The sequence below is a fragment of the Brachybacterium sp. GPGPB12 genome (genome assembly GCF_038396325.1).
Lineage (GTDB): Bacteria > Actinomycetota > Actinomycetes > Actinomycetales > Dermabacteraceae > Brachybacterium > Brachybacterium conglomeratum.
Map to the genome: position 1 here is coordinate 301,007 of NZ_CP149573.1, position 22,380 is coordinate 323,386.

Genomic DNA, 22,380 nt, shown 5'->3' on the forward strand with positions numbered 1-22,380 from the left:
CCGCCCACGCTAGGAGCGGGGGCGACGGGACGGGAGGAACTGGCAGTTCCCCCTTCGCGGCGGGGCTCAGGCCTGCGCGAGCATCGCCCGTCGCTGCCAGAACACGACGGCGCTGGCCGCGGCGACGTTGAGGGAGTCAACTCCCCCGGCCATCGGGATCACCACGTGCTCGTCGACCGCGCTGAGCGTCGCGGGCTTCAGGCCGTGGCCCTCCGCCCCGAGGACGAGGGCGACCTTCCGGTCCGGGCCGAGGTCCACCTCGTCCAGCGGCACCGCCCCGTCGGTGAGCGCCAGGGCGAGCACGTCGAAGCCGGCCTCGTGCGCCCCTCGACGCCCGCGGCGGGCCAGGCGGTCAGCCGAGTCCACGGCACCTGGAAGACGGTGCCCATCGAGACGCGGATCGAGCGGCGGTACAGCGGGTCAGCGCACTGCGGGGTCACGAGCACCGCGTCCACGCCCAGCGCCGCGGCGGAGCGGAACATCGCCCCGACGTTCGTGTGGTCGACGATGTCCTCGAGCACGGCGACGGTCCGCGCCCCCTCCAGCGGCTCACGGGCGCCGGGCGCTCGGGCCGCTGCATGGCCGCGAGCGCGCCGCGGTGCAGATGGAAGCCGGTGAGTCGCTCGAGCAAAGACCTCCTCCCCCACGAACACGGGCACCTCGGGGAAGCGCTCGTACAGCGGCGCGAACTTCGAAAGCCACTTCTCGCTCATCAGGAAGGAGCGCGGGGCCATGCCCGCGTCCATCGCCCGGGAGATGACCTCGAAGCTCTCGGCCATGAACAGGCCCCGCTCCACCTCGACGCGGGAGCGGAGCTTCACGTCCGTCATGCGCAGGTAGTCGTCGAGCGCCGGGTCCCCGAGTTCGGTGATCCGGCGCAGCGCGCCTCGCTCATGCGCTCAGTCCAGGGAGAGGGAGCGGGCGGTGAAGCGCTCGCCGCGGCCGCTCGACCACGAGCGGCGACCCGAAGGTCCTCGTCAGGTTCTGGGAGGTGAGGGTCTCGGCGATGGGGCCGGCGGCGACGAGACCGCCGTCGCGCAGCAGCGCGACATGGGTGTAGCCCGGCGGGATCTCCTCGACGTGGTGGGTGACCAGCACCGTCACCGGGGTCGCGGGGTCCTTCGCGAGCCGGCCCAGGGTGCGCACGAGCGCCTCCCGGCCGCCGAGGTCCAGGCCCGCGGCGGGCTCGTCCAGCGACAGCGGCTCCGGGTCGGTCATCAGGGCGCGGGCGGCGAGGACGCGCTTGCGCTCGCCGGTGGAGAGGGTGCCGAAGTGGCGGCCTGCGAGGTCGCCGACGCCGAAAGCGGCCAGCAGGGTGCGGGCGCGCTCGAGGTCGACCTCGTCGTAGCTCTCCCGCCACCGGCCGACGACGCCGTACCCGGCGGTGACCACGACGTTCTCGGCGGTCTCGTCGGCCGGGATCGTGTCGGCGAGCTCCTGGCTCGCCAGGCCCAGCAGGGGGCGCGGCTCGAAGATGTCCACGCGCCCCAGCCGCTCGCCGAGGATCTCGACGGTGCCGGAGGTGGGGTGCGACCGTGCCGAGAGCAGGCGCACCAGGGTGGACTTCCCGGCGCCGTTGGGGCCGAGCACCGCCCACCGCTCCCCCTCCCCGATCCGGAGGGACACCTCGTCGAGGATGGTCTTCCCGCGCGGGTGACGGTGACATCGGTCAGGGAGGTCGCTGCGACGGACATGGCCCCGAGCCTATCGGCTGGGCGCCCTGGTCCGTGGTCGGCCCACCGGGCGCGTCGGCCCCTGCCTAGACTGGCCCGGTCCGACCCCGACCTGCTGGAGGTCCCTGTGGCGCACCGTCCCGTCTCCCTGCTCGCACCGCGCGGCTCGGTCGCCGCCGACGACCTCCGCGAGGGCATCGACGCGCTCCTGGCGGACCACAACGGCGACGTGCCGCTCGAGTTCCCCGCCGACGTGCTCGCCGCCGCCGAGGAGGCCGCGGGGCGCGACGCCGCGGCAGGCGGTGCGGACCGACGCGATCTCACGGACGTGCCCTTCGTGACCCTGGATCCGGCAAGCTCCACGGACCTCGACCAGGCGATGCATCTGGAGCGCACCGCGGAGGGGTACCGGGTGCTGTACGCGATCGCGGACGTGCCCTTCTTCGTCGACCTCCACGGCGTGATCGACCACGAGGCCCGGCGGCGCGGGGAGACCCTCTACCTCCCGGACCGTCGCATCCCCCTGCATCCCGCGGTGCTCTCCGAGGGCGTCGCCTCCCTCTTCGCCGGAGCAGACCGCGCCCGCCTTCGTGTGGGAGCTGACTCTCGACGAGCGCGGCGAGGTCATCGGGATCGGGCTCGAGCGGGCGCTGGTCCGCTCGGTCGCGAAGCTCGCCTACGACCGGGTGCAGCAGGAGCTCGACGCCGGGCAAGGCCATCCGATGATGGTGCCGCTGCAGGAGATCGGCGACCTCCGCACCGCGCTCGAGGCCGAGCGCGGCGGGGCGAGCCTGAACGTGCCCGAGCAGGAGGTGGTGGCCGAGGAGGACCACGTGCGCCTGACCTGGCGGAGCATGAACCCGATCGAGGACGCGAACGCGCGGCTCTCGCTGATGACCGGCATGGCCGCGGCGAGCCTGATGCTCGAGCACGGCGCGGGCATCCTGCGCACCATGCCGTCCGCGGAGCGGCGCGCCGTGGACCGGTTCCGCCGCCAGAGCGAGGTACTCGGCGTGCCCTGGCGCGAGGGCGTGGAGTACGGGGAGTTCCTGCGCTCCCTGGACTGGCGCGAGCCGACCCATCTCGCGCCGCTGAACCTCGCCACCTCCCTGTTCCGGGGCGCCTCCTATGCGGCGTTCACCCGGCCCGAGGAGGTGCCCGAGGACCCGGTGCAGGCCGCGATCGCCGCGCCCTACGCCCACACCACCGCGCCGCTGCGCCGCCTGGTGGACCGCTTCGTGCCGCTGGTCTGCCTGGACCATGCACAGGGCCGCGACCCCTCGCAGGAGTCGCTCGCCGCCCTCGGCGAGATCCCCGAGGCGATGCAGTCCACCGGCGCGCGGGCCGGGAACCTCGAGCGGGCCGCCCGCGAGCTGGTGGAGACCGCCGCCCTCGTCGCCTGGCAGGGCGAGACCTTCGACGCGACGGTGATCGAGCGGCGCGAGGCGAGCGAGGGCAACGGCTCCGGCGCTCCGCTGCGCGTCGAGGTGCGCCTGACCGATCCGCCGGTGACCGCCTGGGTGCCGATGGACGCGGAGGTCGGGACCGTGGTGCGGGTGCGGCTGGAGACGGTGGACGTCCCCGCGCGGCGGGCGGTCTTCGTCGCGGCCGAGGGGTCGAGCGCGGCCGACGACGGGGCGCCCGGCGGCGCGGACGGAGCCGGCTCATGAGCGAGGCGGTCGCCGGGCGTGATCTCGTCGCCCTCCCCGGGCGGCGGTGCTGATGCTGTGGACCGCCGCCTACTTGCGCGGCGACCTCGGCCCCGACGACGCCGCCCGGATGACCCACGGCGTGGGCCGCTCCGGACCCTCCGGCGAGGGCACGGACCTGTTCGAGTGGATGACGGCGCCGCGCCGCCTGCCGCTCGCCCAGCGCGTCTGGTCTTCGCCCGCCCCCGGCCGGCTCGCGGGACTCGTCGGCCCGCCTCCGGTGGTGCCGCTCGCCCTCGAGGCGGAGCAGGCGATCATCGTCACCGGCGCCGGGATCGCCGATCACACCCTCGTCCCGGTGCTGACCCCGGTCGAGGTCGAGGGACGCGAGGTCACGGCGGTGACCTGGGTGAAGGTCGAGGCGCCGCTCGGCGCGCAGGTGCCGCCCGCGGCGACCTCGGGCGCCGCCCGCGAGGAGTCGCTGCGCGCGCCGCGCCGCACGGCCGAGGGGAGCGTCGACCTGGACCTGGTGCCCGAGGAGCCGGTCGAGGCCGCCCGCATCCCGGCCACCTGGATCTCCACCGCCCTGCCGCGCCACGTCGACGGGGCGGCCGCGCACCTGCTGGTCCTGGCCTCCCGCACCCTGTCGCTGACCCGCTCCGAGATCGAGGAGGGGCACGGCCACACGATCGACCTCTCGGAGGCGCTCGCACGGCGGGGCCTGCTCGACGAGCCGCACGAGGCGGCGCGCGCGGCGCTGGTCGAGGCGATCGAGCGGATCGTGCTGGACGAGCTGGGCTGAGCTCGCCCGTCCCGTCCCGTCCCGGCGCGTGCCGGGACGGCCGACGGTCAGTCGGTCAGCGTGACTGCTCGATGACCGTGCGGTAGACCTCCAGGGTGCGCTCCGCGATCGAGGTCCAGGAGAAGTGCTCGGCGGCTCGTCGGCGCGAGGCCTCCCCCATCTGCTTCGCCCGGGCCGGGTCCGAGACCATCCGCACCAGCGCGTCGCGGAGGTCGCCGATGAAGCGGTCCGGGTCCACCGGGGTGCCGGTGCCATCGGTGACCTGCTCGATCGGGACGAGATAGCCCGTCTCCCCGTCGTCCACGACCTCGGGGATGCCGCCGGTCGCGGAGGCGACCACGGGGATCCCGCACGCCATCGCCTCGAGGTTCACGATCCCGAGCGGTTCGTAGATGCTCGGGCACACGAAGGTGGTGGCGTGCGTCAGGATCTGGGTGAGCTCGTGGCGGGGCAAAGATCTCGGTGATCAGGTGCACGCCCGTGCGCGTCGTGGACAGCTCCTTGACCAGCGAGTCGACCTCCTGGGCGATCTCCGGGGTGTCCGGGGCGCCGGCGCACAGCACCACCTGGTAGTCCTCGGGCGCTCGCGCACCGCCCGCAGGAAGTAGGGCAGGCCCTTCTGGCGGGTGATCCGGCCGACGAACACGATCGTCGGCGCCTCGGGGTCGATGCCGCGGGTGGTCAGCGCCGAGGTGTCCTGGTTCGGGGCCCAGGAGTCGATGTCGATGCCGTTGTGGACCACGTGCACCTTGGCCGGGTCGACCGAGGGGTAGGCGCGCAGGATGTCCTCCCGCATCCCGGCGGAGACCGCGATGACCCCGGCGGCGCCCTCGTAGGCGGTGCGCTCGGCGAAGGAGGAGACGCGGTAGCCGCCGCCGAGCCGCTCGGCCTTCCACGGGCGCAGCGGCTCGAGGGAGTGGGCCGAGAGCACGTGCGGGATCCCGTGCAGCAGCGAGGCGACGTGCCCGGCGAAGTTCGCGTACCAGGTGTGGGAATGGACCAGGTCCGCGCCGCCGCAGTCCGCGGCGATCAACAGGTCGGTGCCGAGGGTGGACAGGGCGGCGTTGGCCCCCTCGAGCTCCCCGGGGGTGCTGTAGGAGCTGGTGCCCTCCTCCTCGCGCTCGGCGCCGAAGGCCCGCACCCGCACGTCGATGTGCGGGCGCGCGACCTTGGTGAGCTCGGCGACGTGCACCCCGGCGCCGCCGTAGACCTCCGGGGGTACTCCTTGGTGAGCAGGTCGACGCGCATGGGCTCCTTCTCCTTCGTGCCTCGGCGGGGGGCGCACGGCGCGGACCGGTTTGCCCGATCCGTCCGGTGCGTCCACGCTCTCGGGGATGTGCGTGACGAGTGCCACGATTGGACTATCCTCGCACCATGTCGTCCCAGAAGGTCCTCGCCATCGTCCTCGCCGGCGGCGAGGGGAAGCGGCTGATGCCGCTGACCCTCGATCGGGCAAAGCCCGCGGTGCCGTTCGGCGGCATCTACCGCCTCATCGACTTCGCCCTGTCGAACATCGTCAACTCCGGCTATCTCAAGATCGTCGTGCTCACCCAGTACAAGTCGCACTCGCTGGACAAGCACGTCGCCCAGACGTGGCGGATGAGCTCGTTGCTGGGCAACTACGTCGCGCCGGTCCCCGCGCAGCAGCGGACGGGCAAGCACTGGTTCCGCGGCGCGCCGACGCGATCGCCCAGTCGCTGAACCTGATCCACGACGAGAAGCCGGAGTACGTGGTCGTCGTCGGCGCCGACAACATCTACCGCATGGACTTCTCGCAGATGCTGGATGCGCACATCGAGTCCGGCCGCTCCTGCACGGTCGCCGCGATCCGCCAGCCGATCGAGCTGTCGGACCAGTTCGGCGTCATCGAGACCGATCCGTCGGACCCCACCGCCATCACGGCCTTCGTCGAGAAGCCGAAGGAGACCGAGGGCCTGGCCGACGACCCCTCCTCGGTCCTCGCCTCGATGGGCAACTACATCTTCACCGCCGACGCGCTGGTCGAGGCCGTCACCCGCGACGCCGAGGACGACTCCTCCAAGCACGACATGGGCGGCGACATCGTCCCCTCGTTCGTGGAGAACGGCGACGCGACGGTCTACGACTTCATCCACAACGACGTGCCGGGCTCCACCGATCGCGACCGCGACTACTGGCGCGACGTCGGCACCCTGGACGCCTTCTACGACGCGCACATGGATCTGATCTCGATCCACCCCGTGTTCAACCTCTACAACGACGAGTGGCCCACCTTCACCGGGCACCGCAACGCGCCGCCGGCGAAGTTCGTCCACGCCGGCCCCGGCCGCGTCGGCTCCGCAGTGGACTCCGTCATCTCGCCCGGTGTGGTCGTCTCCGGCGCCTCGGTCTCCAGCTCCGTGCTCTCCCCGGGGTGCGCGTGAACTCCTGGTCGACGGTCTCGGACTCCGTGCTGATGGATGGCGTCACGGTGGGGCGGCACTGCCAGATCCACCGCGCGATCATCGACAAGGACGTGATCGTCCCCCCGCGCACCCAGATCGGCCTGGACGCCGAGAAGGACCGGGCCCGCGGCTGGGTCGTCACCGAGTCCGGCATCACCGTGATCGGCAAGGGCACGGTCATCGAGCCGTGAGCGCCGCAGTTCCCGGGACCATGACGACCTCCCTCGCGACGGGGTCGCTCGTCTCCGACGTCGACTCGACCTTCCTCACGCAGGAGGTGATCGAGCTCGTCGCCGATCACGCCGGCGTGCGGGCCGAGGTCGAGGAGATCACCACCGCGGCGATGCGCGGCGAGCTCGACTTCGCCGCGTCGCTGCGGGCGCGGGTGGCGCCGCTGGAGGGGCTCGACGAAGCGGTTCTCGCCCAAGTGCGCTCCTCGCTGGTGCCGACGCCCGGCGCGCTCGATCTGGTGCGCCGCGCGAAGGCGGCCGGCTGGGCGACCGCGCTGGTCTCCGGCGGGTTCCACGAGGTGATCGATTCCCTCGCCGCCGAGGCGGGCATCGACCACGTGCGGGCGAACCGCTTCGAGATCGCGGAGGGCCGCCTCACCGGGAAGGTCTCCGGCCCGATCATCGACGGCGCCGCGAAGCGCGCGACCCTCGAGGAGCTTGCCGAGCGGCACGGCGTGCCGGTCGCGCGGATCGTGGCGATGGGCGACGGGGCGAACGACCGCGAGATGCTCGCCGCCGCCGGCACCGGCATCGCCTTCCGGGCGAAGCCCGCGCCGCGGGAGGTCGCCGACGTGGTGCTGGACGGGGCATCGCTGCTGGACGCCTGGCCGCACCTGGAGGCCGCGGCCTCCCGCTGAGCGGCTCCGCACAGCACAGCGCCCGCCCCACCGTCACGGTGGGGCGGGCGCTGTCGCGTCGGCCTCAGGGGCGGACGATGGTGTGCAGGGTGAGCGCGTCCTCGCCGAGGGCCTCCCAGTTCTCCAGGGAGCCGGAGAGCACCGACATGGAACCGGTCGGCATGCCGATGCGGGCCTGCGCGGTCGCCCCGGCGTCGGAGTCCTCGTCCGCCAGCGCGCGCTGAGCGAGGAGATGGTCGGCTCGTGCCCGATCACCAGCACCACCGCGTGCTCCGGGGCGACGCCCCGGACCAGCGAGAGCGGCTCCGAGGGGCCGCCGGAGTAGATCTCCTCGTGCGAGGTGACCTCGCCGTCGAAGTCCGGCATCTGCGAGCGGACGCCCTCCCAGGTCTGCGCGGTGCGGGTCGAGTCCGAGACGAGCACCCGGGAGACCTGCACGTTCTGCGCGGCGAGGTACTCCCCCACCAGTCGGGCCTGGGACTGTCCGCGCTCGGCCAGCGCACGCTCGTGGTCGGGCTGGCCGGAGCTGTTCTCCGCCTTGCCGTGGCGCATCAGGAGCGAGCAGACGACTGGCGGGGTCGGAGGAGGACATCGGGGTGGATTCACACCTTCAGGGTCGGTCGGTTCGGGACGGGGATCAGTGTCCCATGCCCAGGCCGCCGTCGACGGGGATGACGGCGCCGGAGATGTACGCCGCATCGTCGCTCGCGACGAACGCCACGACGCGGGCCACCTCCTCCGGGTCCGCGAAGCGCCCGGTGGGGATCGCCTTGCGGTAGCTGTCCTGGAGATCCTCGGAGAGTCGCTGGGTCATCTCGGTGTCGATGTAGCCGGGCGCGACCACGTTCGCGGTGATGCCGCGGGAGCCGAGCTCGCGGGTGAGCGCGCGGGCGATGCCGACGAGACCGGACTTCGAGGTCGCGTAGTTGACCTGCCCGGGCGAGCCGTACAGGCCCACCACGGAGCTGATCAGCACGATGCGGCCCTTCTTCTTGCGCACCATCGACTTGATCACGCGGCGCACCGTGCGGAAGGCGCCGGTGAGGTTGGTGTCGAGCACCGTCTCGAAGGACTCGTCGCTCATCCGCAGCAGGAGCTGGTCGTCGGTGATGCCGGCGTTCGCGACCAGCACCTCGATCGGTCCGTTCTCGGCCTCGACGGCCTTGATCGCGGCGGTGAGGCTGTCGCCGTCGGTGACGTCGGCGGCGACGGTGAGTGCGCCCTCGGGGCCGCCGGTGCCGGAGCGGCTGGTGACCGCGACCTTGTCGCCGCGGCGGAGGAACTCCTGCGCGATCGACCGGCCGATGCCCCGGTTGCCTCCCGTGACCAGGACGCGCGGGGTTCGGGGGTGCTGTCGGTCATGCGGACTCCTTCGTGTCAGGGGCGGCGGGAGCGGCGTGGAACCGGTGTGTCGGCACGCGGCGGGGACGCCGCCCGGTAGGGGTGTGTGCTCTACGATACGGGGCGAGAGAGCGTCGGGACCCGAGGGGGGACCCGGCCCCGCCCACAGCTCCGGAAGGTGCCCCACGATGGCCTATCGCTTCAATCCTCCGCCGAACTGGCCGATCGACGATCCGCAGTGGAGCCCGCCTCCCGGCTGGCGGCCGGATCCGTCGTGGGGCCCCGCGCCCGAGGGCTGGAACTTCTGGGTCAGCGCCGAGGACGCCCCGGCGGCCCCGCCGGCCGCGCCGGAGCAGGCTTCGGCCGAGCGGCCCGTTCCTGCGCAGGAGCCCGCGCCGGTCGAGGACGACGCGACGCGGCTGAGCGCGGGCGATGATGCGCGGACGCACGTGGCACAGCGACCGGAGCGACCCGTGACCACCGCGTCCGAGCCCGCGGCGGACGTCCAGGATCCCTCCGCTGGTCGGGATGTTCCCGCAGGCCAGGATGCCCCTGCCGCGCAGGGCTCCCCCGGCCAGTACGGCGCGATCAACCCCTACGGCGCCGCTCCCAGCGGTGCCGACGCCGCGCAGGGCACGCCGTCCGGCGAGCACGCCGACGACACCCGCGGGCGGCATGCGGCCGAGCCCGTCGACCAGGGGGTGCCCGCACCGGCGCCTGCTGGGGCCGATGCACCGCAGCAGTCCGCTTCCTCCGACGGCGTGGACGCGACGCACGTCGCGGGCGCCGACCCCCGCACCGCCGGGACCGACTCCGAGGCCGGCGGCGTCGCCTCCGGGACTTCCGGAGCCTCGGAGACCGCCGAATACGCGGGTCCCGATCTCGAGGCGGGCCTCGCCCAGCAGGCCCCGTACGAGACCGCGGAGCCGGCACCGGGCACGGGCCAGGACGCCTCCGCCCAGGGCACGGACCACAGCGGTGCGGGCTGGGGTGCGGCGCGCCGCAGGCGGTGCCGCAGGCGGTGCCGCCGTCGGCGGTGCGGCGGCCGGCGGCGCGTACGCCGCCCAGGGTTCCTCCGACGCCTCCCAGGGCTCCGCCGACGGCGGGGCGCCCTCCGCGCCCGACTACGGCCAGACCCACGGCCAGGGCGATGTCGCGTCCGGCTTCGGCCAGGGACAGGGCTACGGCCAGGCCTCTGCAGACCAGGGCTACGGGCAGGCGCAGGCCGGCTACGGCCAGGCCTCCCCTGCCCAGGGCTACGGCCAGGCCTCGGCCGACCAGGGCTATGGCCAGGCCTCGCCCGCCGAGTACGGCGCCCAGGGCTACGGGCAGGGCTCGCCTGCCCAGGGCTACGGCCCCGGCTCCCCCGCCCAGGGCTACGAACAGGGCTCGCCCTCGACCGACTCCGGGGCCGCGTGGACCGCCTCGACCGGCGCCGAGCCGCCGAAGAAGGGCTTCCTCCGGCGCTTCTGGTGGATCGGTCGCATCCTCCTGATCGTCATCGCGCTGGCCCTCGCGATCATCGGCGGAGTGTTCCTGCTGAACCGCGGGGGCGACGAGCCGACCGGGGGCGGAGACCCCACCACCTCCCAGGAGGAGACCACCGACGGCGGCGAGGAGACGACGCCCGAGGAGACCACCGACGACGAGGCGGAGGAGCCCGAGCCGACCCCGACCGACCTCGCCACCATCGACCCCTCCGCGAAGCCGGTCCAGATCGTGGGCACCGACGGCACCGGGACCATGGCCGTGCACATGGAGTACAAGCCTGCCGATCAGCTCGAGAGCGAGTACGGCGGCACCGTCGAGCCCGGCGAGCAGGGCGACTACCTCGTGGTCACCGCGAAGCTCACCGTCACCGAGGGCACGTTCGACGGGCTGAACCCCCACCAGTTCACCGTGATGACCCCCTACGGCGGCGGCGTCTCGCCGGCGACCCCGACCTTCGGGCTCAAGGGCTCCGGGGCGAGCTGGACGCCGGAGGAGGGCTTCAAGGCCGGTGACGAATACACGATGACGATTCTGTTCGACGTCAAGCGCGCCGGCGGCAACAAGCTGGACTTCGACAGCTACTCGGACAACTACTCCTGGGACGTCCCTGCGTGACCTCCGCACAGCGCTTCAACCCGCCGCCGAACTGGCCCGAACCCCCGCATGACGAGTGGGTCCCGCCGGCGGACTTCCGGCCCGGCCCCTCCTGGGGGCCGGTGCCGGCCGGGTGGAGGCTCTGGACGGACGACCGATCCGCCCCGCAGGCCGGGGCGCCGCCGCAGGACTCCGAGGATGTCCCCGCCAGCGGCGCCCGCCCCCGGGCGCGGGTCGAGCAGTACCCGGTCTCCGTCCTCAACCCCGGGATGTGGACCGAGAACCACCTCCAGGACGAGGACTACGGCTTCCCGCCGGCACAGCCCCGCAGGGACCGGCCGCGGCGCGCCTGGGGATGACCATCACGGTCACAGCCCTCGGCCTCTCGCTCACCGCCGCGACGGTGATCCTCTTCGTGCGGCTGGTGCAGTTCGGGATCGAGGACCTCACCGGCGTGCTCGGCGAGCAGGCGAGCCATCTGCACGGGGCCGGGCACGCGATGCCCGGTGATCACGGGACGGGCGCCGTGGCACCTGATCGCGGATGACCGACCGCTCCGCCCGTCGCCGCATCCTGCTCTCCCGCGACACCCTCCTCGGCCTCGTGGTAGTGCTGCTGCTCGCCGCCGTCTGCGTGTCCCTCGGGCTGTGGCAGTACGGCCGCTTCGAGGACAAGCGCGACCGCGCCGCGGTCATCGAGGAGAACTACGACGCCTCTGCCGTTCCCCTCGCCGAGGCGATGCCCGATCCTGCTCGCTCCGCTCCCGGACGCGCAGGTGTGGACGCCGGTCGAGATGCAGGGCAGCTACTGCACCGATCCCGGCCGCGTGCTCTACGTCCGCAACCGCCAGCTCGGCGGCGAGGTCGGCTTCTGGCGGCCTGGTCCCCTTCCGCGGCGAGGACGGCACCACGCTGATGATCGTGCGCGGCTGGGTGCCCGAGGACGCCGACGCCAGCTCCCCCGCCGATCCGGCGCCCGTCCCGGAGGGCACCCTCACGGTGACCGCCCGTCTGCGGACGGCGGAGCCGGTGCTGGACCGGGTCCCGCCGGAGGGCCAGGCCCACTCCGTCAACCCCACCCAGATCGCCTCCCAGCTCGGCCTGGACACGGAGGCCGTGGTGATCGGCGCCTTCGGCGAGCTCGCGCAGGAGGAGCCGGCCGCGGACCGGCCGCGACCGCTCCCGGCACCTGAGACGGGCCTCGGACCGCATCTGTCCTACGCCTTCCAGTGGTGGATCTTCGCGCTGTTCTTCCCCGGCGCCCTGATCTTCCGCCTGCGCCGCCAGTTCCAGGACATCGCTGCGGAGGAGGCCGAGGCCACCGCGGGGGCATCGCCGGGCAAGGGCGACGACGACGCTGCGGTCGCCATCGCCCCGGCGGACCCGCACGCCGCCCCGTCGCCCCGGACCGCCACGCGGACCGGCGCACGGGACACCGCAGACCATCGCCCCCGACGCGCCGTCCGCGCGCGTCGACGGGGCCAGGACGAGGAGGAAGAGGATGCCCTCATCGACCAGCAGCGCCCTGAGCGGCCCGGAGCGCCCGCCTCGCGCTTCCTGCCCGGCCCGCGGCCGCGCCGCATCGCCCACCGGGGGCTCGCGCTCGAGGCGCCGGAGAACACCCTCGAGGCGTTCCGCGCCGCCCTCGACGCCGGCGCGGACATGCTCGAGACCGACACCCGCGCGACCCGGGACGGACTGGCCCTCGCCGTGCACGACGAGGACCTCGCCCGCATCGCCGGCGACCCCCGCCGCATCGACGAGCTCTCGGCGTCGGACGCCGGCGCCGTGCGGTCGCCCGGCGACCGGCCGCTCGCGATGCTCGAGGACGTGCTGGACGCCTTCCCGGACGTGCCGCTGAACATCGACGTGAAGAGCCCCTCCGCGATCGGTCCCGCCGTCGCCGCGATCGCCCGGACCCGCAGCGCCGACCGGGTGTGCCTGGCGGGCTTCGACGGCGCCGTGGTGCGCCGTGCGGTCGCCACGCTCCGCGCCGCGACCGGGGTCACGGCCGTGCGCGCGCCTCCCGGGGCGTGATCGGCCGCTTCCTCGCCGCCCGTGCGCTCGAGGCCCCGCTCGCCGTCACCGACCGGTCGCTCGCCCCCTACGGTACGCGCAGGTGCCGGAGACGTTCAAGGGGATCCCGGTGGTGACCCGGGACACCGTCGCCGCCGCGCACCATGCCGGCCGCGAGGTGCACGTCTGGACCGTGGACGATCCTGTGACCATGCAGGATCTGCTGGTCAAGGGCGTGGATGGTATCATCAGCAATCGCGTCGACCTGCTCTCCGAGCTCCTCGACGACGCCTGACCCGCGAGGGCCGTGCGGCTCCCGGGAAGAGATCCGGCCCCGCAGGCGTTGACACCTGCGGGTGTCGCCGCGCACGACACCCCACAGACCTCCCGGACGGCACACCGTCCGGCCCCGTACCCCGGCAGGAAGCGAGAACCGCATGAACAGCCGCGACCTGCGAGGCACCCGACTGGGCTCCCTCTCCATGGAGACCGACGAGGGCGTCCTCGCCGCACCGCGCCAGGAGGCAATCTACGACTGCCCCAACGGCCACCACATCGTCCTCCCCTTCTCGGTCGAGGCCGACGTCCCGGCCGTGTGGGAGTGCCGGCGCGGCCAGACCGCGGTGCCGCGCGACCACGAGAAGCCCGAGGAGAAGCCGGGCAAGCCCGTGCGCACCCACTGGGACATCTTTGCTCGAGCGCCGCAGCGAGGAGGACCTCCAGGTCCTGCTCGACCAGCGCCTCGAGCCGCTGCGCGCCGGCAAGCTCCACCAGCGCCGCAACCTCTGAGCCCCCCAGCCCACGGGAAGAGCCCCCGCCCCGCCGATCACGGCGGGGCGGGGGCTCTTCCCGTGGGCGGTCTCGCAGCTCGGGTCACTCCGGGGAGGGCGGGTCCTGCACGATCATCGGCGGGACGGCGCCATCCCCCCGCCGTCCATCGGCCCCGCCGGAGGCACCGCCGGTGCGACGGTTCTCGACGATGATCTCGCCGTCGATCACGCCGCCGCCGGAGCGGCGGTAGAGCACGGTACGAGCCTGCTCCGAACCGCTGCCCAGCCCCATCGCGGAGACGGCGCGCTTCTGCACCGGGGTGAGCAGCAGCACGAGCGCGGCGAGGTCGGTGAGCAGTCCGGGGAAGAAGAACAGCGGCGCCGAGAGCATCGTGAAGGCGGGACGCGAGAGGTGGTCCTGCACGTCGCCGCGCCGCGCACTGCACGGAACAGGGAGCGCACGCGCACGAAGGACTGCTGTCCGGCGGCGACCAGCGGCGCCACGCCGACGAGCCAGCCCACCACGACGATCAGCACGGACCACCACAGGCTCGTGTTCACGCCGATCAGCACCAGGATCGCGAGCTCGAGGAGGCCCACGACGACGATCGCGAGCGGGATCGCGCTCGCGCGGCGCGAGCGGCGGCGGTCGGCGGGGTCGGTCGGGCGCCCGGAGGCCCCCGGGGTGCTGTGGGGCGAGCTCGTCACGGCGGTTCCCTTCCTGTGCGAGGAGACGGCCAGGTTAGCGCAGGGCCTTGCGAAGGCCCTGGGCGCGACGTGCGAGTCCCCAGAGGGTCACCTTCACGAGCGCCTCGCGCACGATGTCGGAGGACATCTTGCTGGCCCCCTCGGTGCGCTCGTCGAAGTCGATCGGCACCTCGGCGATCACAGCGCCGAGGTCCCGTGCACGGCGGGTCATGTCGACCTGGAAGCAGTAGCCCTGGGAGGCGATGTCCTTCACCATCAGGCGAGAGAGCGACCCGGCGCGGAAGACGCGGAACCCCGCGGTGGCGTCGGCGACCCCCAGACCCATCAGCACCGTCACGTACACGTTCGCGCCGCGGGAGAGGAGCCGCCGACGGGCGGGCCAGTCGTGGACGGCGCCGCCGGGCACCCAGCGGGACCCGATCGCGAGGTCGGCGCCGCGCCGCACGGCCTCCAGCAGGCCCGGCGACCTGCTCGGGCCGGTGCGAGGCGTCGGCGTCCATCTCCACGAGCCGCTCGTAGCCGTGCTCGAGACCCCAGGCGAAGCCCGCGAGATACGCCGGGCCGAGGCCCTGCTTCCCCGCCCGGTGCGCACGTGCACGGCCGCATCGCGTCGGGAGACCTCCTCGGCCCACTCCCCCGTGCCGTCCGGGGAGGAGTCGTCCACCACGAGCACGTGCGCCTCCGGCACCGCGCGGCGCGGCCGCTCGAGGGTGCCGGGCGGCGCCTCCCGCTCGTCATAGGTGGGGATCACCACGAGGGTCGGCGGCAGCGGGGCGGTGGACGGGCGGGTCATCGGTCTCCTCGGAGGATCGGACGGCGCGGGCGGGACGGCGGGGAGGCCCGGAGGATCAGCGACGGGCCGCAGGCCGGGCCAGGGCGCGACGACCGGGGGTCAGCGCCACGAGCGACCCGGCGACGCCGAGGGCGGAGATCCCGATCGCGATCCACGGCCCGGCCGCCACAGCCGGGGTGGTCCCGGTGCGCGGCGGCACGTCGGCGACCATCGTGCCCTGCTCCCAGTGGTCCACGAAATCGATCTGGCGACCCTCGGGGCTGTAGATCGCGGAATGGCCGACGGTCGAGACGTGCACGACAGTCGCGCCCGGAGAGCACCGCCATCACCCGGGCCTGCGCGAGTCGCTGGATCGCCTCGTCCGAGTCGCCGAACAGCGCATTGTTCGACTGCACGACGATCACCTCGGCGCCGTCGTCGACCACGTCCTGCACGAGGCCCTCGTAGGCGATCTCGAAGCAGATCAGCGGCCCGGCGGTGCCCTCGCCCTGGCCGAGCTCGGCGAGGTCCATGGTGCCGATCTCCTCGCCGGCGATCATGTCCCGGGAGACGAGGTCGACCTTGTCGGTGAGCCGGCTGAACACGTCGCGCATCGGGATGTACTCGCCGAAGGGGACGGGGTGGCGCTTGGAGTAGGCGTAGGGGGTCTCGCCCTCCGGGGTGATCAGCACGGACTGGTTCAGCCGCTCCGACTCCCCCACGGGCACCTGTGTGCCGACCAGGACGGGGGCGTCCGCGTCCCGGGCAAGGGAGGTCAGCAGGGAGGAGAGATAGGGGTCCTCGCGCGGGTCGTAGCCGGTGGAGTCCTCGGGCCAGACGACCAGGTCGAGGTCGGTGCCGTCGGCAGTGGCCTGGTCGACCGCGGTGCGGGAGGCGGTGAGGTGGTTGTCGAAGACGTCGTCCGGCATGGTGTAGTCGCCGGGGTCGATCTCCCCCATCGAGCCCTGCACGGCGGCGACCGTCATGGAGGGCCGATCCGCCGGGGCGCGGTTGAGGGGATGGGGCACGACGACGGTGGCGAGCACGGCGGCGACGGCGATCGCGAAGGGCCACACGCCGGAGAAGCCGGTCAGCCCGCGGTGGCGGCGCCCCAGGAGGGCGAGAGCGCCGAGCAGCAGCGGCTGGGCCAGCAGGGCGACCACGAGGGCGAGCCCGGCCATCCCGATCCACGGCGCGAGATGCACCAGTGGCGAGTCGGACAGCGCGAAGCCGCTCGCGCCCCAGGTCAGCCCGCCCCACGGAGCGGCGCCCCGCGCGGCGTCTCGACGCCCACCCAGAGCGCGGAGACCACCAGCGCGGAGGAGACGCAGAGGCCGCGGCGCACCATCACCGCACGGGCGGCGAGGCCGAACAGCACGATGTACAGCGCCTCGAAGACGCCCAGCGCCAGCCAGGGGCGCCGCCGGCATAGGTGCTGGCCCATTCGGTCAGCGGGATGAAGAAGGCGAGCCCCCACAGCAGGGAGACGAGGCCGGCGAGCCAGGCCGAGCGCACCAGCGACCCGCCGCACAGCGGCGCGATCCCCACCGGGAGCAAGATCCACAGGTCGTAGGGCGGGAAGGCGAGGAGCGCGCAGATCCCGCCGAGGAGCCCGGAGCCGATCGCGACCGCCCAGGGGGTCGCCTCGTACTCCTCGCGCGGACGGCGGCCTCGCGGGCGCGCGCGCGAGGCGGCGGTCCGTGCGGCGGTGCTCACTCGGCGTCCCCGCCGAGCTCGTCGTGGACGACGCGGCCGTCAACGACGGTGCGCAGGGCGCGCGGGTCGCCCTGGTCCAGGTCGGGCGAGCAGGGGGTGCGGGAGCGGGGGTCGGTGGACCAGGTGTCGACCCGCTCGGCGAGGGAGCGGACGGTGAGGTCCCAGGGCTCCCACAGGACGAACGTGGCCGGCGACCCGGTGCGGCGTGCCGGGATGGCGCCTGCCGGCGACCCGCTGGCCGCCGCGGCTCGCGGCGAGGAAGGCGGCGCGGTCGCTGAGGCGCCGCGCGGCGGGGGCGGTGCGGGCGGCGGCGCGGACCCAGGTCCACGGGTCGGCGGCCTCGTCCCGGCCCGCGGAGCCGAAGGCGAGCGGGGTGCCGTCGCTGACGAGGTCGAGGAAGGCGGCATCCTCGGTGACGGGGGCGATGACCTGCACGCCCTCGCGGGTCCCCGTCGGCCCGGGCAGGCGCAGGACGATCCCGTGCGCGGCCGCGGCGGCGTCGCCGGCCGGGTCGGGGTCGGTGCCGTCCGTGGTCGCGGCGGCGTCGACGAAGCCGGGGGTGACCAGGCGACCGGTGGCGTCCACGCGCTCGGCCTCCGGGTGGAGCACGAGGGCGCTGTCCTCGGGGCCGGTCCAGGCGATCAGCCCGTCGGCCACCAGCATCGCGGAGGCCTCCGGGTCGTCCGCGCTGTACAGGACGATGCCGGTGTAGAGGACGGGCGCCGTGGGCTGCGAGGGGGGCCGTGCAGGCTGGTTCTGGGCACTCACACGTCCCATCCTCCCCGCTCCTCCTGGGAGAACGCTCATCGGCCTATCTCCTGGGCGACCAGGCCGCGGCGCACGCCGTCGATCGCGGCGCGCGCGGTCCTGCCCAGGCGCTCGTCGGCGGTGAGCTGGTCGAGCAGGTCGATCACCTGGCGGCAGTGGCGCACGAAGTCGCCCGGCGGGAGGTCGTTGCCCTCGAGCGCGGCGGCCAGGTGCGCGCCGCGCGCCCAGCGGTGCACGATCGCCGCGATCGCGGGATCCGGCGGGAGGGTGGGGTCGATGCCGTGCCGCGCCTCGGCGGACTGCGGCTCGGCGGCGATCTTCGCTCGAGGCCTCGAGCGCCGCGCCGACGGCGGGATCGGGGATCAGCTCCGGCGCACGGTCGTCACGGCGGGTCTCGTGGACGGCGGCGGAGACCACGGCGGCGAGCCCCGGCGCGTCCAGACCGTCCCAGGCGCCGTGCTCGAGGCATTCGGCGATCAGCAGGTCCCGGTCGCTGAACAGGCGTCGCGGCCGCATCCCGCTCGTCGTGGGCACGAGCTCCTCCCCGTCCTCGCCCGAGCGCTCGAGATAGCCGAGCTCGAGCAGCAGGTCGGTGAGGCGGTCGAAGCGGCGGGCCAGCGAGCTGGTGCGTCCGCTGATGCGGCGCTGGACGCCCTCGAGCTCTCCGCGGGACTTCCGCCACCGGCCCACCCAGCGCAGGTGCGACTCGAGGTCGGGGCAGGCGGCGCAGGGGTGCTCGGCCAGGCGCGTGCGCGGCTCCTGCAGGCGGGGATCCTGGGCCGCGGTGGAGGGGGTGCGTCCGGCACGCCGGCGCACCTCGCGGCGGGCGTCGTCGTCCTGGCCCGCCAGGCGCCGCCGGAGCGAGGAGGCGGTGTCCTTGCGCACCTTGCCGCCGCCGAGCGCCTCCGGGCGCGGCAGGCGCAGGGTGTCGATGACCGCGGGCGGGGAGGGCACGTCCCCGGGGCGGAGGTCGCGGCGGCGTCCCTCGGTGTCCAGCAGGTCCACCTGGGGGCCGCCGAGGACGTCGCGGTCCACGTCGAGCACGACGGCGTAGCCGCGGCGCTTCCCGCCGGGCAGTGCGATGATCTCGCCGCGGCGCAGGTCGCCGAGGACGCCGCGGGTGCGGTCGCGGTCCGCGGCGGCCCGGGCCTGGGAGAGCTCCTTCTCCCGCGCGCTGATCGCCTCCTGGATCCCGGCGTACTCGAGCAGGTCGCCGCGCTCGCAGGTGACCGCCGCGCGGTAGTCCTCGACGGTGTCCTCGAGCTCGCGGGCGCGCCGGGCGAGGCCCACCACGGAGCGGTCCGCCTGGAACTGGGCGAAGCTGGTCTCGAGGGTCTCGCGGGCGCGGGAGAGGTCGAAGCGGTCCAGCAGGTTCACCGCCATGTTCGGGGTGGGGCGGAAGGCGGAGCGCAGCGGGTAGGTGCGGCGCGAGGCGAGGGAGGCGGCGGCCGCGGCGTCGAAGCGCGGCCCGCCGACGATCACGGCATGTCCCTCGGTGTCGATGCCGCGCCGTCCCGCACGACCGGTGAGCTGGGTGTACTCCCCCGGTGTGAGGTCGGCGTGCTCGACGCCGTTGAACTTCACGAGCTTCTCGAGCACGACGGAGCGGGCCGGCATGTTGATGCCGAGGGCGAGGGTCTCGGTGGCGAAGACGACCTTGAGCGACCCGCGGGCGAAGAGCTCCTCGACGACGGTCTTCAGCAGCGGCAAGATCCCGGCGTGGTGGGCGGCGTAGCCGTCCAGGACGGCGCGGCGGAAGGCGTGCAGGCCCAGCACCTCTTCGTCCTCGACGCCGATCTCGGCCAGGCGCTCGTCGAGGACGGCGCGGATCTCGCCGCGCTCGTGGTCGTCGGTCAGGCGCAGGCGAGCCCGGGCGCACTGCTGGACGGCGCCCTCGCAGCCGGCGCGGGAGAAGATGAACATGATCGCGGGCAGCAGCGCGGCATCATCGAGCACCTCGACCACCTCGGGGCGGCGCATCGGACGGCCACCGGCCCCGCCGCGAGAGCCGCCGTGCCGACCGCCCTCGTGCCGCGAGTCGTCACGTCCCGAGCCCGGACCGTGGTGCCGCGGGCCCTCGTGCTCGCCGCGCCGGTCCCCGCCCCGCTCGCCTCGCGGCGAGCCGTGGCGTCCGGCGCCGCGGGGGCGGTGGCGGCCGCGGTTGCCCTTCCGGCCGCGATAGCCGCGGCCGCGCTGTCCCCCGCTGCGCTCGTCCACCGGCAGGGAGAAGGAGGTGATCCGCTCGATCTCGGGGTTGACCTGACGATCGCTGCGGGCACCGGGGCCGTGGGAGACGACGGCCTCCCCGTCGGCGTCGACGAAGAGGTCCAGCGGCTCCTCGCCGACGATCACGTCGCCACAGCGGCACCGGCCGCGTCTCGGAGACGATGATCGAGGTCTCGCCCCGCACCTCCTGGAGCCAGGCCCCGAACTCCTCGGCGTTCGAGACCGTCGCCGAGAGGGCGACCAGCTGGACGGAGCGGTCCAGGTGGATGATGACTTCTTCCCACACGGGCCCGCGCAGGCGATCGGCGAGGTAGTGCACCTCGTCCATCACCACGAAGCCCAGCCCGTCCAGCAGGTCGGAGTCCGCGTACAGCATGTTGCGCAAAGACCTCGGTGGTCATCACGACCACCTCGGCGGTGGGGCGGATCGAGGTGTCGCCCGTCAGCAGGCCGACGCGCTCCGCGCCCAGCCAGTCCACCAGCTCGCCGAACTTCTGGTTGGACAGCGCCTTGATCGGCGCGGTGTAGAAGACCTTCCGGCCCTGTGCGAGCGCGAGATGCACCGCGAACTCGCCGACGACGGTCTTGCCGGCGCCGGTCGGGGCGGCCACCAGCACGGAGCGGCCGTCCTCGAGGGCGCGGCCGCCGGCGAGCTGGAAGTCGTCCAGCGCGAAGTCGTAGCGGGCGGTGAAGGCGGTGAGCTCGGAGTTCTCCCGCCGCTTCTCCTCGGCCCAGGCCGCGTAGCGCTCTGCGGGCGAGGTCACTGCGCTCCCCGTCGACCGCCCTCTCGCCGCGCGCCGCCGAGAGATCGGCGAGCAGGCGCACGGCGCCGGGCGCGACGCGCGCGGTGAGGGGTAGCAGGGAGCGGGCCTCCCCGTCGGCGTAGGCGCGCAGCGAGCGGCCGTGGCGCAGTCCTACGGTCACCTCCCGCACCGGGCGGACGCGCACGCCCTCGAGCTCGGTGTGGGTGCCCTTGAAGACGCGGGGGAAGAAGCGCAGCAGATCGCGCCTGCCCAGCCCCTCGATGCTCAACAGCTCGAGCTGTCCGTCGTCGATGCGGGCGTCCGGAACCATCTGCATCCCGCCACCGTAGACCCCGGAGCCGCACAGCGACAGCGGCGGCGCGTCGATCTCGAACCGCTCGCCGCCGTCGATCTCGAGCCAGTACGGCGCGGGGTGAAGGTGGGCGGCTCCCGCAAAGACGGCGGTGGTGTAGCGCACGGTGTGGGAGGCCCGGGAGCTGTTGGCGCGGGCGTTGACGATCGCGTCGAAGCCGAGGTTGACGTTGCCGAGCGCGAGGGACCGGTGCGGCGCCGCGTTCTCCCCGCGGAGGTCACCTCGATCGCGTCGATGGTCACGACCGGGCGGGACAGCGCGTGCAGCGAGCGCGCGGGTGGACTCCTCGGGGTCGTTGATGCTGAGGCCCAGGGCGCGGGCGAAGTCGTTGCCGCCGCCGGCGGGCACGATCCCGAGCCGTACGGGGGTGCCCGCGACGATCTCTGCGCCGAGCGAGACGGTGCCGTCCCCGCCCACCACGACGAGGGCCGTCAGCGAGTCGCGGACCTCCTCCGCCCGGGCCCTCGCGACGTGCGCGCTGGGACCGGAGAGGTCCACGACCGAGATGCCCGCGAGATGGAGCAGATGCCCCACCTGCCGTCCCACGCGATGGGCGGTGCCCTGGGCGGCGGTGGGGTTCGCGAGCAGGCCGACGCGGAGTCTGCTCACCGGCCGCCCTCGTCGGGCTCGTCGAGCCGGGTGGGGCCGTCGATCTTCTCGACCTCGTCGTCGATGCGGCTGGCCTCGTCGTCGTCGAGGTCCTCGTCGCCGCCGCGCTTCGCCTGGCGCCGGTCGTGGAGCGAGCGCGATGACGATCGCGCCGAAGAACAGGCTCGCGATCGCGGCGGACATCGCGATCAGGGTGATCGGCTCGGGCGTGGGCACCATGACCGCGGTGAAGGCGAAGCTCAGGAAGATGATCCAGCGCCAGGCCTTGAGCATCGCGCGGCCGCTGATCAGGCCCATGAAGTTCAGCAACACCATGACCACCGGCACCACGAACGCGACGCCGAAGGCGAGCATGGTCTTGATCAGCAGGGCGAGGTACTGGTCGTAGGGGATGATCTGCGAGACCGATCCCTCGGTGGGCGTGAAGCTCATCAGCACCGGGACCAGCTGGTTCACGGCCCAGTACCCGGCGACGCGGCCCAGGAAGAACAGCGGGATCGCGGAGCCGAAGAAGCCGATCGCGTACTTGCGCTCGTTCCTGTGCAGGCCCGGCATCACGAACAGCCACACCTGAAGGATGATCATCGGCGAGGAGAGGATCAGGCCGATGTAGGCCGCCATCTGGAGCTTGACGTTGAGCCCCTGGCCGACGCCCTGGAAGTTGATCAGCGACTGGAGGTCGGAGTCCTCGCCCGCGGCCTCGATGGGCGCCTTGACGGCATCGAACACCCACGGGAACAGGAACCATCCGACGATCGAGAAGACGAGCACCGTGACCGCGCTGATGAGCAGGCGGTTGCGGAGCTCGGTGAGGTGCTCGCCGAGGGACATGCGTCCCT

At 73.7% G+C, this 22,380-nt stretch carries 17 protein-coding genes and 9 pseudogenes; 12 read left to right on the forward strand and 14 right to left on the reverse strand.

Annotation, left to right across the window (positions count from 1 at the left end):
* Positions 1-66: 66 nt before the first annotated feature.
* Both WKH84_RS01575 and WKH84_RS01580 read right to left on the reverse strand, forming a co-directional pair.
* A pseudogene (locus WKH84_RS01575) lies at positions 67-830 on the reverse strand (RNA methyltransferase).
* Positions 831-899: 69 nt separating this feature from the next.
* Positions 900-1,694 (reverse strand): annotated as a pseudogene (locus tag WKH84_RS01580) (ABC transporter ATP-binding protein).
* Between WKH84_RS01580 and WKH84_RS01585 the strand changes: the two are divergent.
* From WKH84_RS01585 to WKH84_RS01595, 3 genes and pseudogenes are all read left to right on the forward strand, one after another.
* Positions 1,693-2,178, forward strand: a pseudogene (locus WKH84_RS01585) (RNB domain-containing ribonuclease); the annotation flags it as partial. The pseudogenes WKH84_RS01580 and WKH84_RS01585 sit on opposite strands and share 2 nt — an antisense overlap.
* 85 nt (positions 2,179-2,263) lie before the next feature.
* On the forward strand, positions 2,264-3,343 hold the full coding sequence (locus WKH84_RS01590; RefSeq protein ID WP_341855405.1) for an RNB domain-containing ribonuclease: 1,080 nt from the start codon (positions 2,264-2,266) through the stop codon (positions 3,341-3,343).
* A gap of 52 nt (positions 3,344-3,395) precedes the next feature.
* Entirely contained in the window at positions 3,396-4,124 is a 729-nt protein-coding gene (locus WKH84_RS01595; protein ID WP_341855406.1) for a hypothetical protein, read from the forward strand.
* Between the two features lie 55 nt (positions 4,125-4,179).
* Here the strand turns inward: WKH84_RS01595 and glgA are convergent.
* Positions 4,180-5,372 (reverse strand): annotated as a pseudogene (gene glgA, locus WKH84_RS01600) (glycogen synthase).
* Positions 5,373-5,498: 126 nt separating this feature from the next.
* On the opposite strand from glgA, the pseudogene glgC reads away from it, so the two are divergent.
* A pseudogene (gene glgC / locus WKH84_RS01605) lies at positions 5,499-6,738 on the forward strand (glucose-1-phosphate adenylyltransferase).
* Between the two features lie 20 nt (positions 6,739-6,758).
* Positions 6,759-7,415, forward strand: coding sequence for a phosphoserine phosphatase SerB (serB, locus tag WKH84_RS01610; protein WP_341855407.1), 657 nt, complete (start codon positions 6,759-6,761; stop codon positions 7,413-7,415).
* Positions 7,416-7,448: 33 nt separating this feature from the next.
* Here serB and WKH84_RS01615 read toward each other — a convergent pair whose 3' ends face one another.
* Positions 7,449-7,967: a histidine phosphatase family protein gene (locus tag WKH84_RS01615; RefSeq protein WP_341855408.1), complete on the reverse strand. Its 519-nt coding sequence runs from the start codon at positions 7,965-7,967 to the stop codon at positions 7,449-7,451.
* Positions 7,968-8,052: 85 nt separating this feature from the next.
* On the reverse strand, positions 8,053-8,796 hold the full coding sequence (locus tag WKH84_RS01620; RefSeq protein ID WP_341856735.1) for a beta-ketoacyl-ACP reductase: 744 nt from the start codon (positions 8,794-8,796) through the stop codon (positions 8,053-8,055).
* Positions 8,797-9,734: 938 nt separating this feature from the next.
* Here WKH84_RS01620 and WKH84_RS01625 point away from each other — a divergent pair.
* The 7 genes and pseudogenes from WKH84_RS01625 (at position 9,735) to WKH84_RS01655 (ending at position 13,645) form a co-directional block, all read left to right on the forward strand.
* Positions 9,735-10,862 carry a hypothetical protein gene (locus WKH84_RS01625; protein ID WP_341855409.1) on the forward strand — a complete coding sequence of 376 codons (1,128 nt, stop codon included), beginning with the start codon at positions 9,735-9,737 and terminating at the stop codon, positions 10,860-10,862.
* The gene (locus WKH84_RS01630; RefSeq protein ID WP_341855410.1) at positions 10,859-11,200 is read left to right on the forward strand and encodes a hypothetical protein; all 342 of its coding nucleotides are present in this window, start codon (positions 10,859-10,861) and stop codon (positions 11,198-11,200) included. The genes WKH84_RS01625 and WKH84_RS01630 overlap by 4 nt, the downstream gene beginning before the upstream one ends.
* Positions 11,197-11,388 (forward strand): hypothetical protein, encoded by a 192-nt coding sequence (locus tag WKH84_RS01635; protein WP_341855411.1) that lies wholly within the window; start codon positions 11,197-11,199, stop codon positions 11,386-11,388. Before WKH84_RS01630 ends, WKH84_RS01635 begins: the two co-directional genes overlap by 4 nt.
* Positions 11,385-11,756 (forward strand): SURF1 family cytochrome oxidase biogenesis protein, encoded by a 372-nt coding sequence (locus WKH84_RS01640; RefSeq protein ID WP_341855412.1) that lies wholly within the window; start codon positions 11,385-11,387, stop codon positions 11,754-11,756. The genes WKH84_RS01635 and WKH84_RS01640 overlap by 4 nt, the downstream gene beginning before the upstream one ends.
* Entirely contained in the window at positions 11,756-12,877 is a 1,122-nt protein-coding gene (locus WKH84_RS01645) for an SURF1 family cytochrome oxidase biogenesis protein (protein WP_341855413.1), read from the forward strand. Before WKH84_RS01640 ends, WKH84_RS01645 begins: the two co-directional genes overlap by 1 nt.
* Entirely contained in the window at positions 12,813-13,151 is a 339-nt protein-coding gene (locus tag WKH84_RS01650) for a glycerophosphodiester phosphodiesterase family protein (protein WP_341855414.1), read from the forward strand. The genes WKH84_RS01645 and WKH84_RS01650 overlap by 65 nt, the downstream gene beginning before the upstream one ends.
* 142 nt (positions 13,152-13,293) lie before the next feature.
* Positions 13,294-13,645 (forward strand): annotated as a pseudogene (locus WKH84_RS01655) (RNA polymerase-binding protein RbpA).
* Positions 13,646-13,729: 84 nt separating this feature from the next.
* Here WKH84_RS01655 and WKH84_RS01660 read toward each other — a convergent pair.
* The 9 genes and pseudogenes from WKH84_RS01660 to tatC all read right to left on the reverse strand — a co-directional run.
* Entirely contained in the window at positions 13,730-13,882 is a 153-nt protein-coding gene (locus WKH84_RS01660; RefSeq protein ID WP_341855415.1) for a hypothetical protein, read from the reverse strand.
* Positions 13,852-14,334, reverse strand: a complete 483-nt coding sequence (locus tag WKH84_RS01665; protein WP_341855416.1) for a hypothetical protein — start codon at positions 14,332-14,334, stop codon at positions 13,852-13,854. The genes WKH84_RS01660 and WKH84_RS01665 overlap by 31 nt, the downstream gene beginning before the upstream one ends.
* Before the next feature lie 34 nt (positions 14,335-14,368).
* A pseudogene (locus WKH84_RS01670) lies at positions 14,369-15,127 on the reverse strand (polyprenol monophosphomannose synthase).
* Positions 15,124-16,404, reverse strand: coding sequence for an apolipoprotein N-acyltransferase (lnt, locus tag WKH84_RS01675; protein ID WP_341856736.1), 1,281 nt, complete (start codon positions 16,402-16,404; stop codon positions 15,124-15,126). Before lnt ends, WKH84_RS01670 begins: the two are co-directional and overlap by 4 nt.
* Entirely contained in the window at positions 16,353-16,484 is a 132-nt protein-coding gene (locus tag WKH84_RS01680; protein ID WP_341857062.1) for a hypothetical protein, read from the reverse strand. Before WKH84_RS01680 ends, lnt begins: the two co-directional genes overlap by 52 nt.
* Positions 16,454-16,822 carry a hypothetical protein gene (locus tag WKH84_RS01685; protein ID WP_341855417.1) on the reverse strand — a complete coding sequence of 123 codons (369 nt, stop codon included), beginning with the start codon at positions 16,820-16,822 and terminating at the stop codon, positions 16,454-16,456. The genes WKH84_RS01680 and WKH84_RS01685 overlap by 31 nt, the downstream gene beginning before the upstream one ends.
* 803 nt (positions 16,823-17,625) lie before the next feature.
* Positions 17,626-17,946 (reverse strand): hypothetical protein, encoded by a 321-nt coding sequence (locus WKH84_RS01690; protein WP_341856737.1) that lies wholly within the window; start codon positions 17,944-17,946, stop codon positions 17,626-17,628.
* A gap of 4 nt (positions 17,947-17,950) precedes the next feature.
* Positions 17,951-20,580, reverse strand: a pseudogene (locus tag WKH84_RS01695) (DEAD/DEAH box helicase); the annotation flags it as partial.
* 61 nt (positions 20,581-20,641) lie between these two features.
* A pseudogene (gene tatC / locus WKH84_RS01700) lies at positions 20,642-22,372 on the reverse strand (twin-arginine translocase subunit TatC); the annotation flags it as partial.
* Positions 22,373-22,380: the final 8 nt, after the last annotated feature.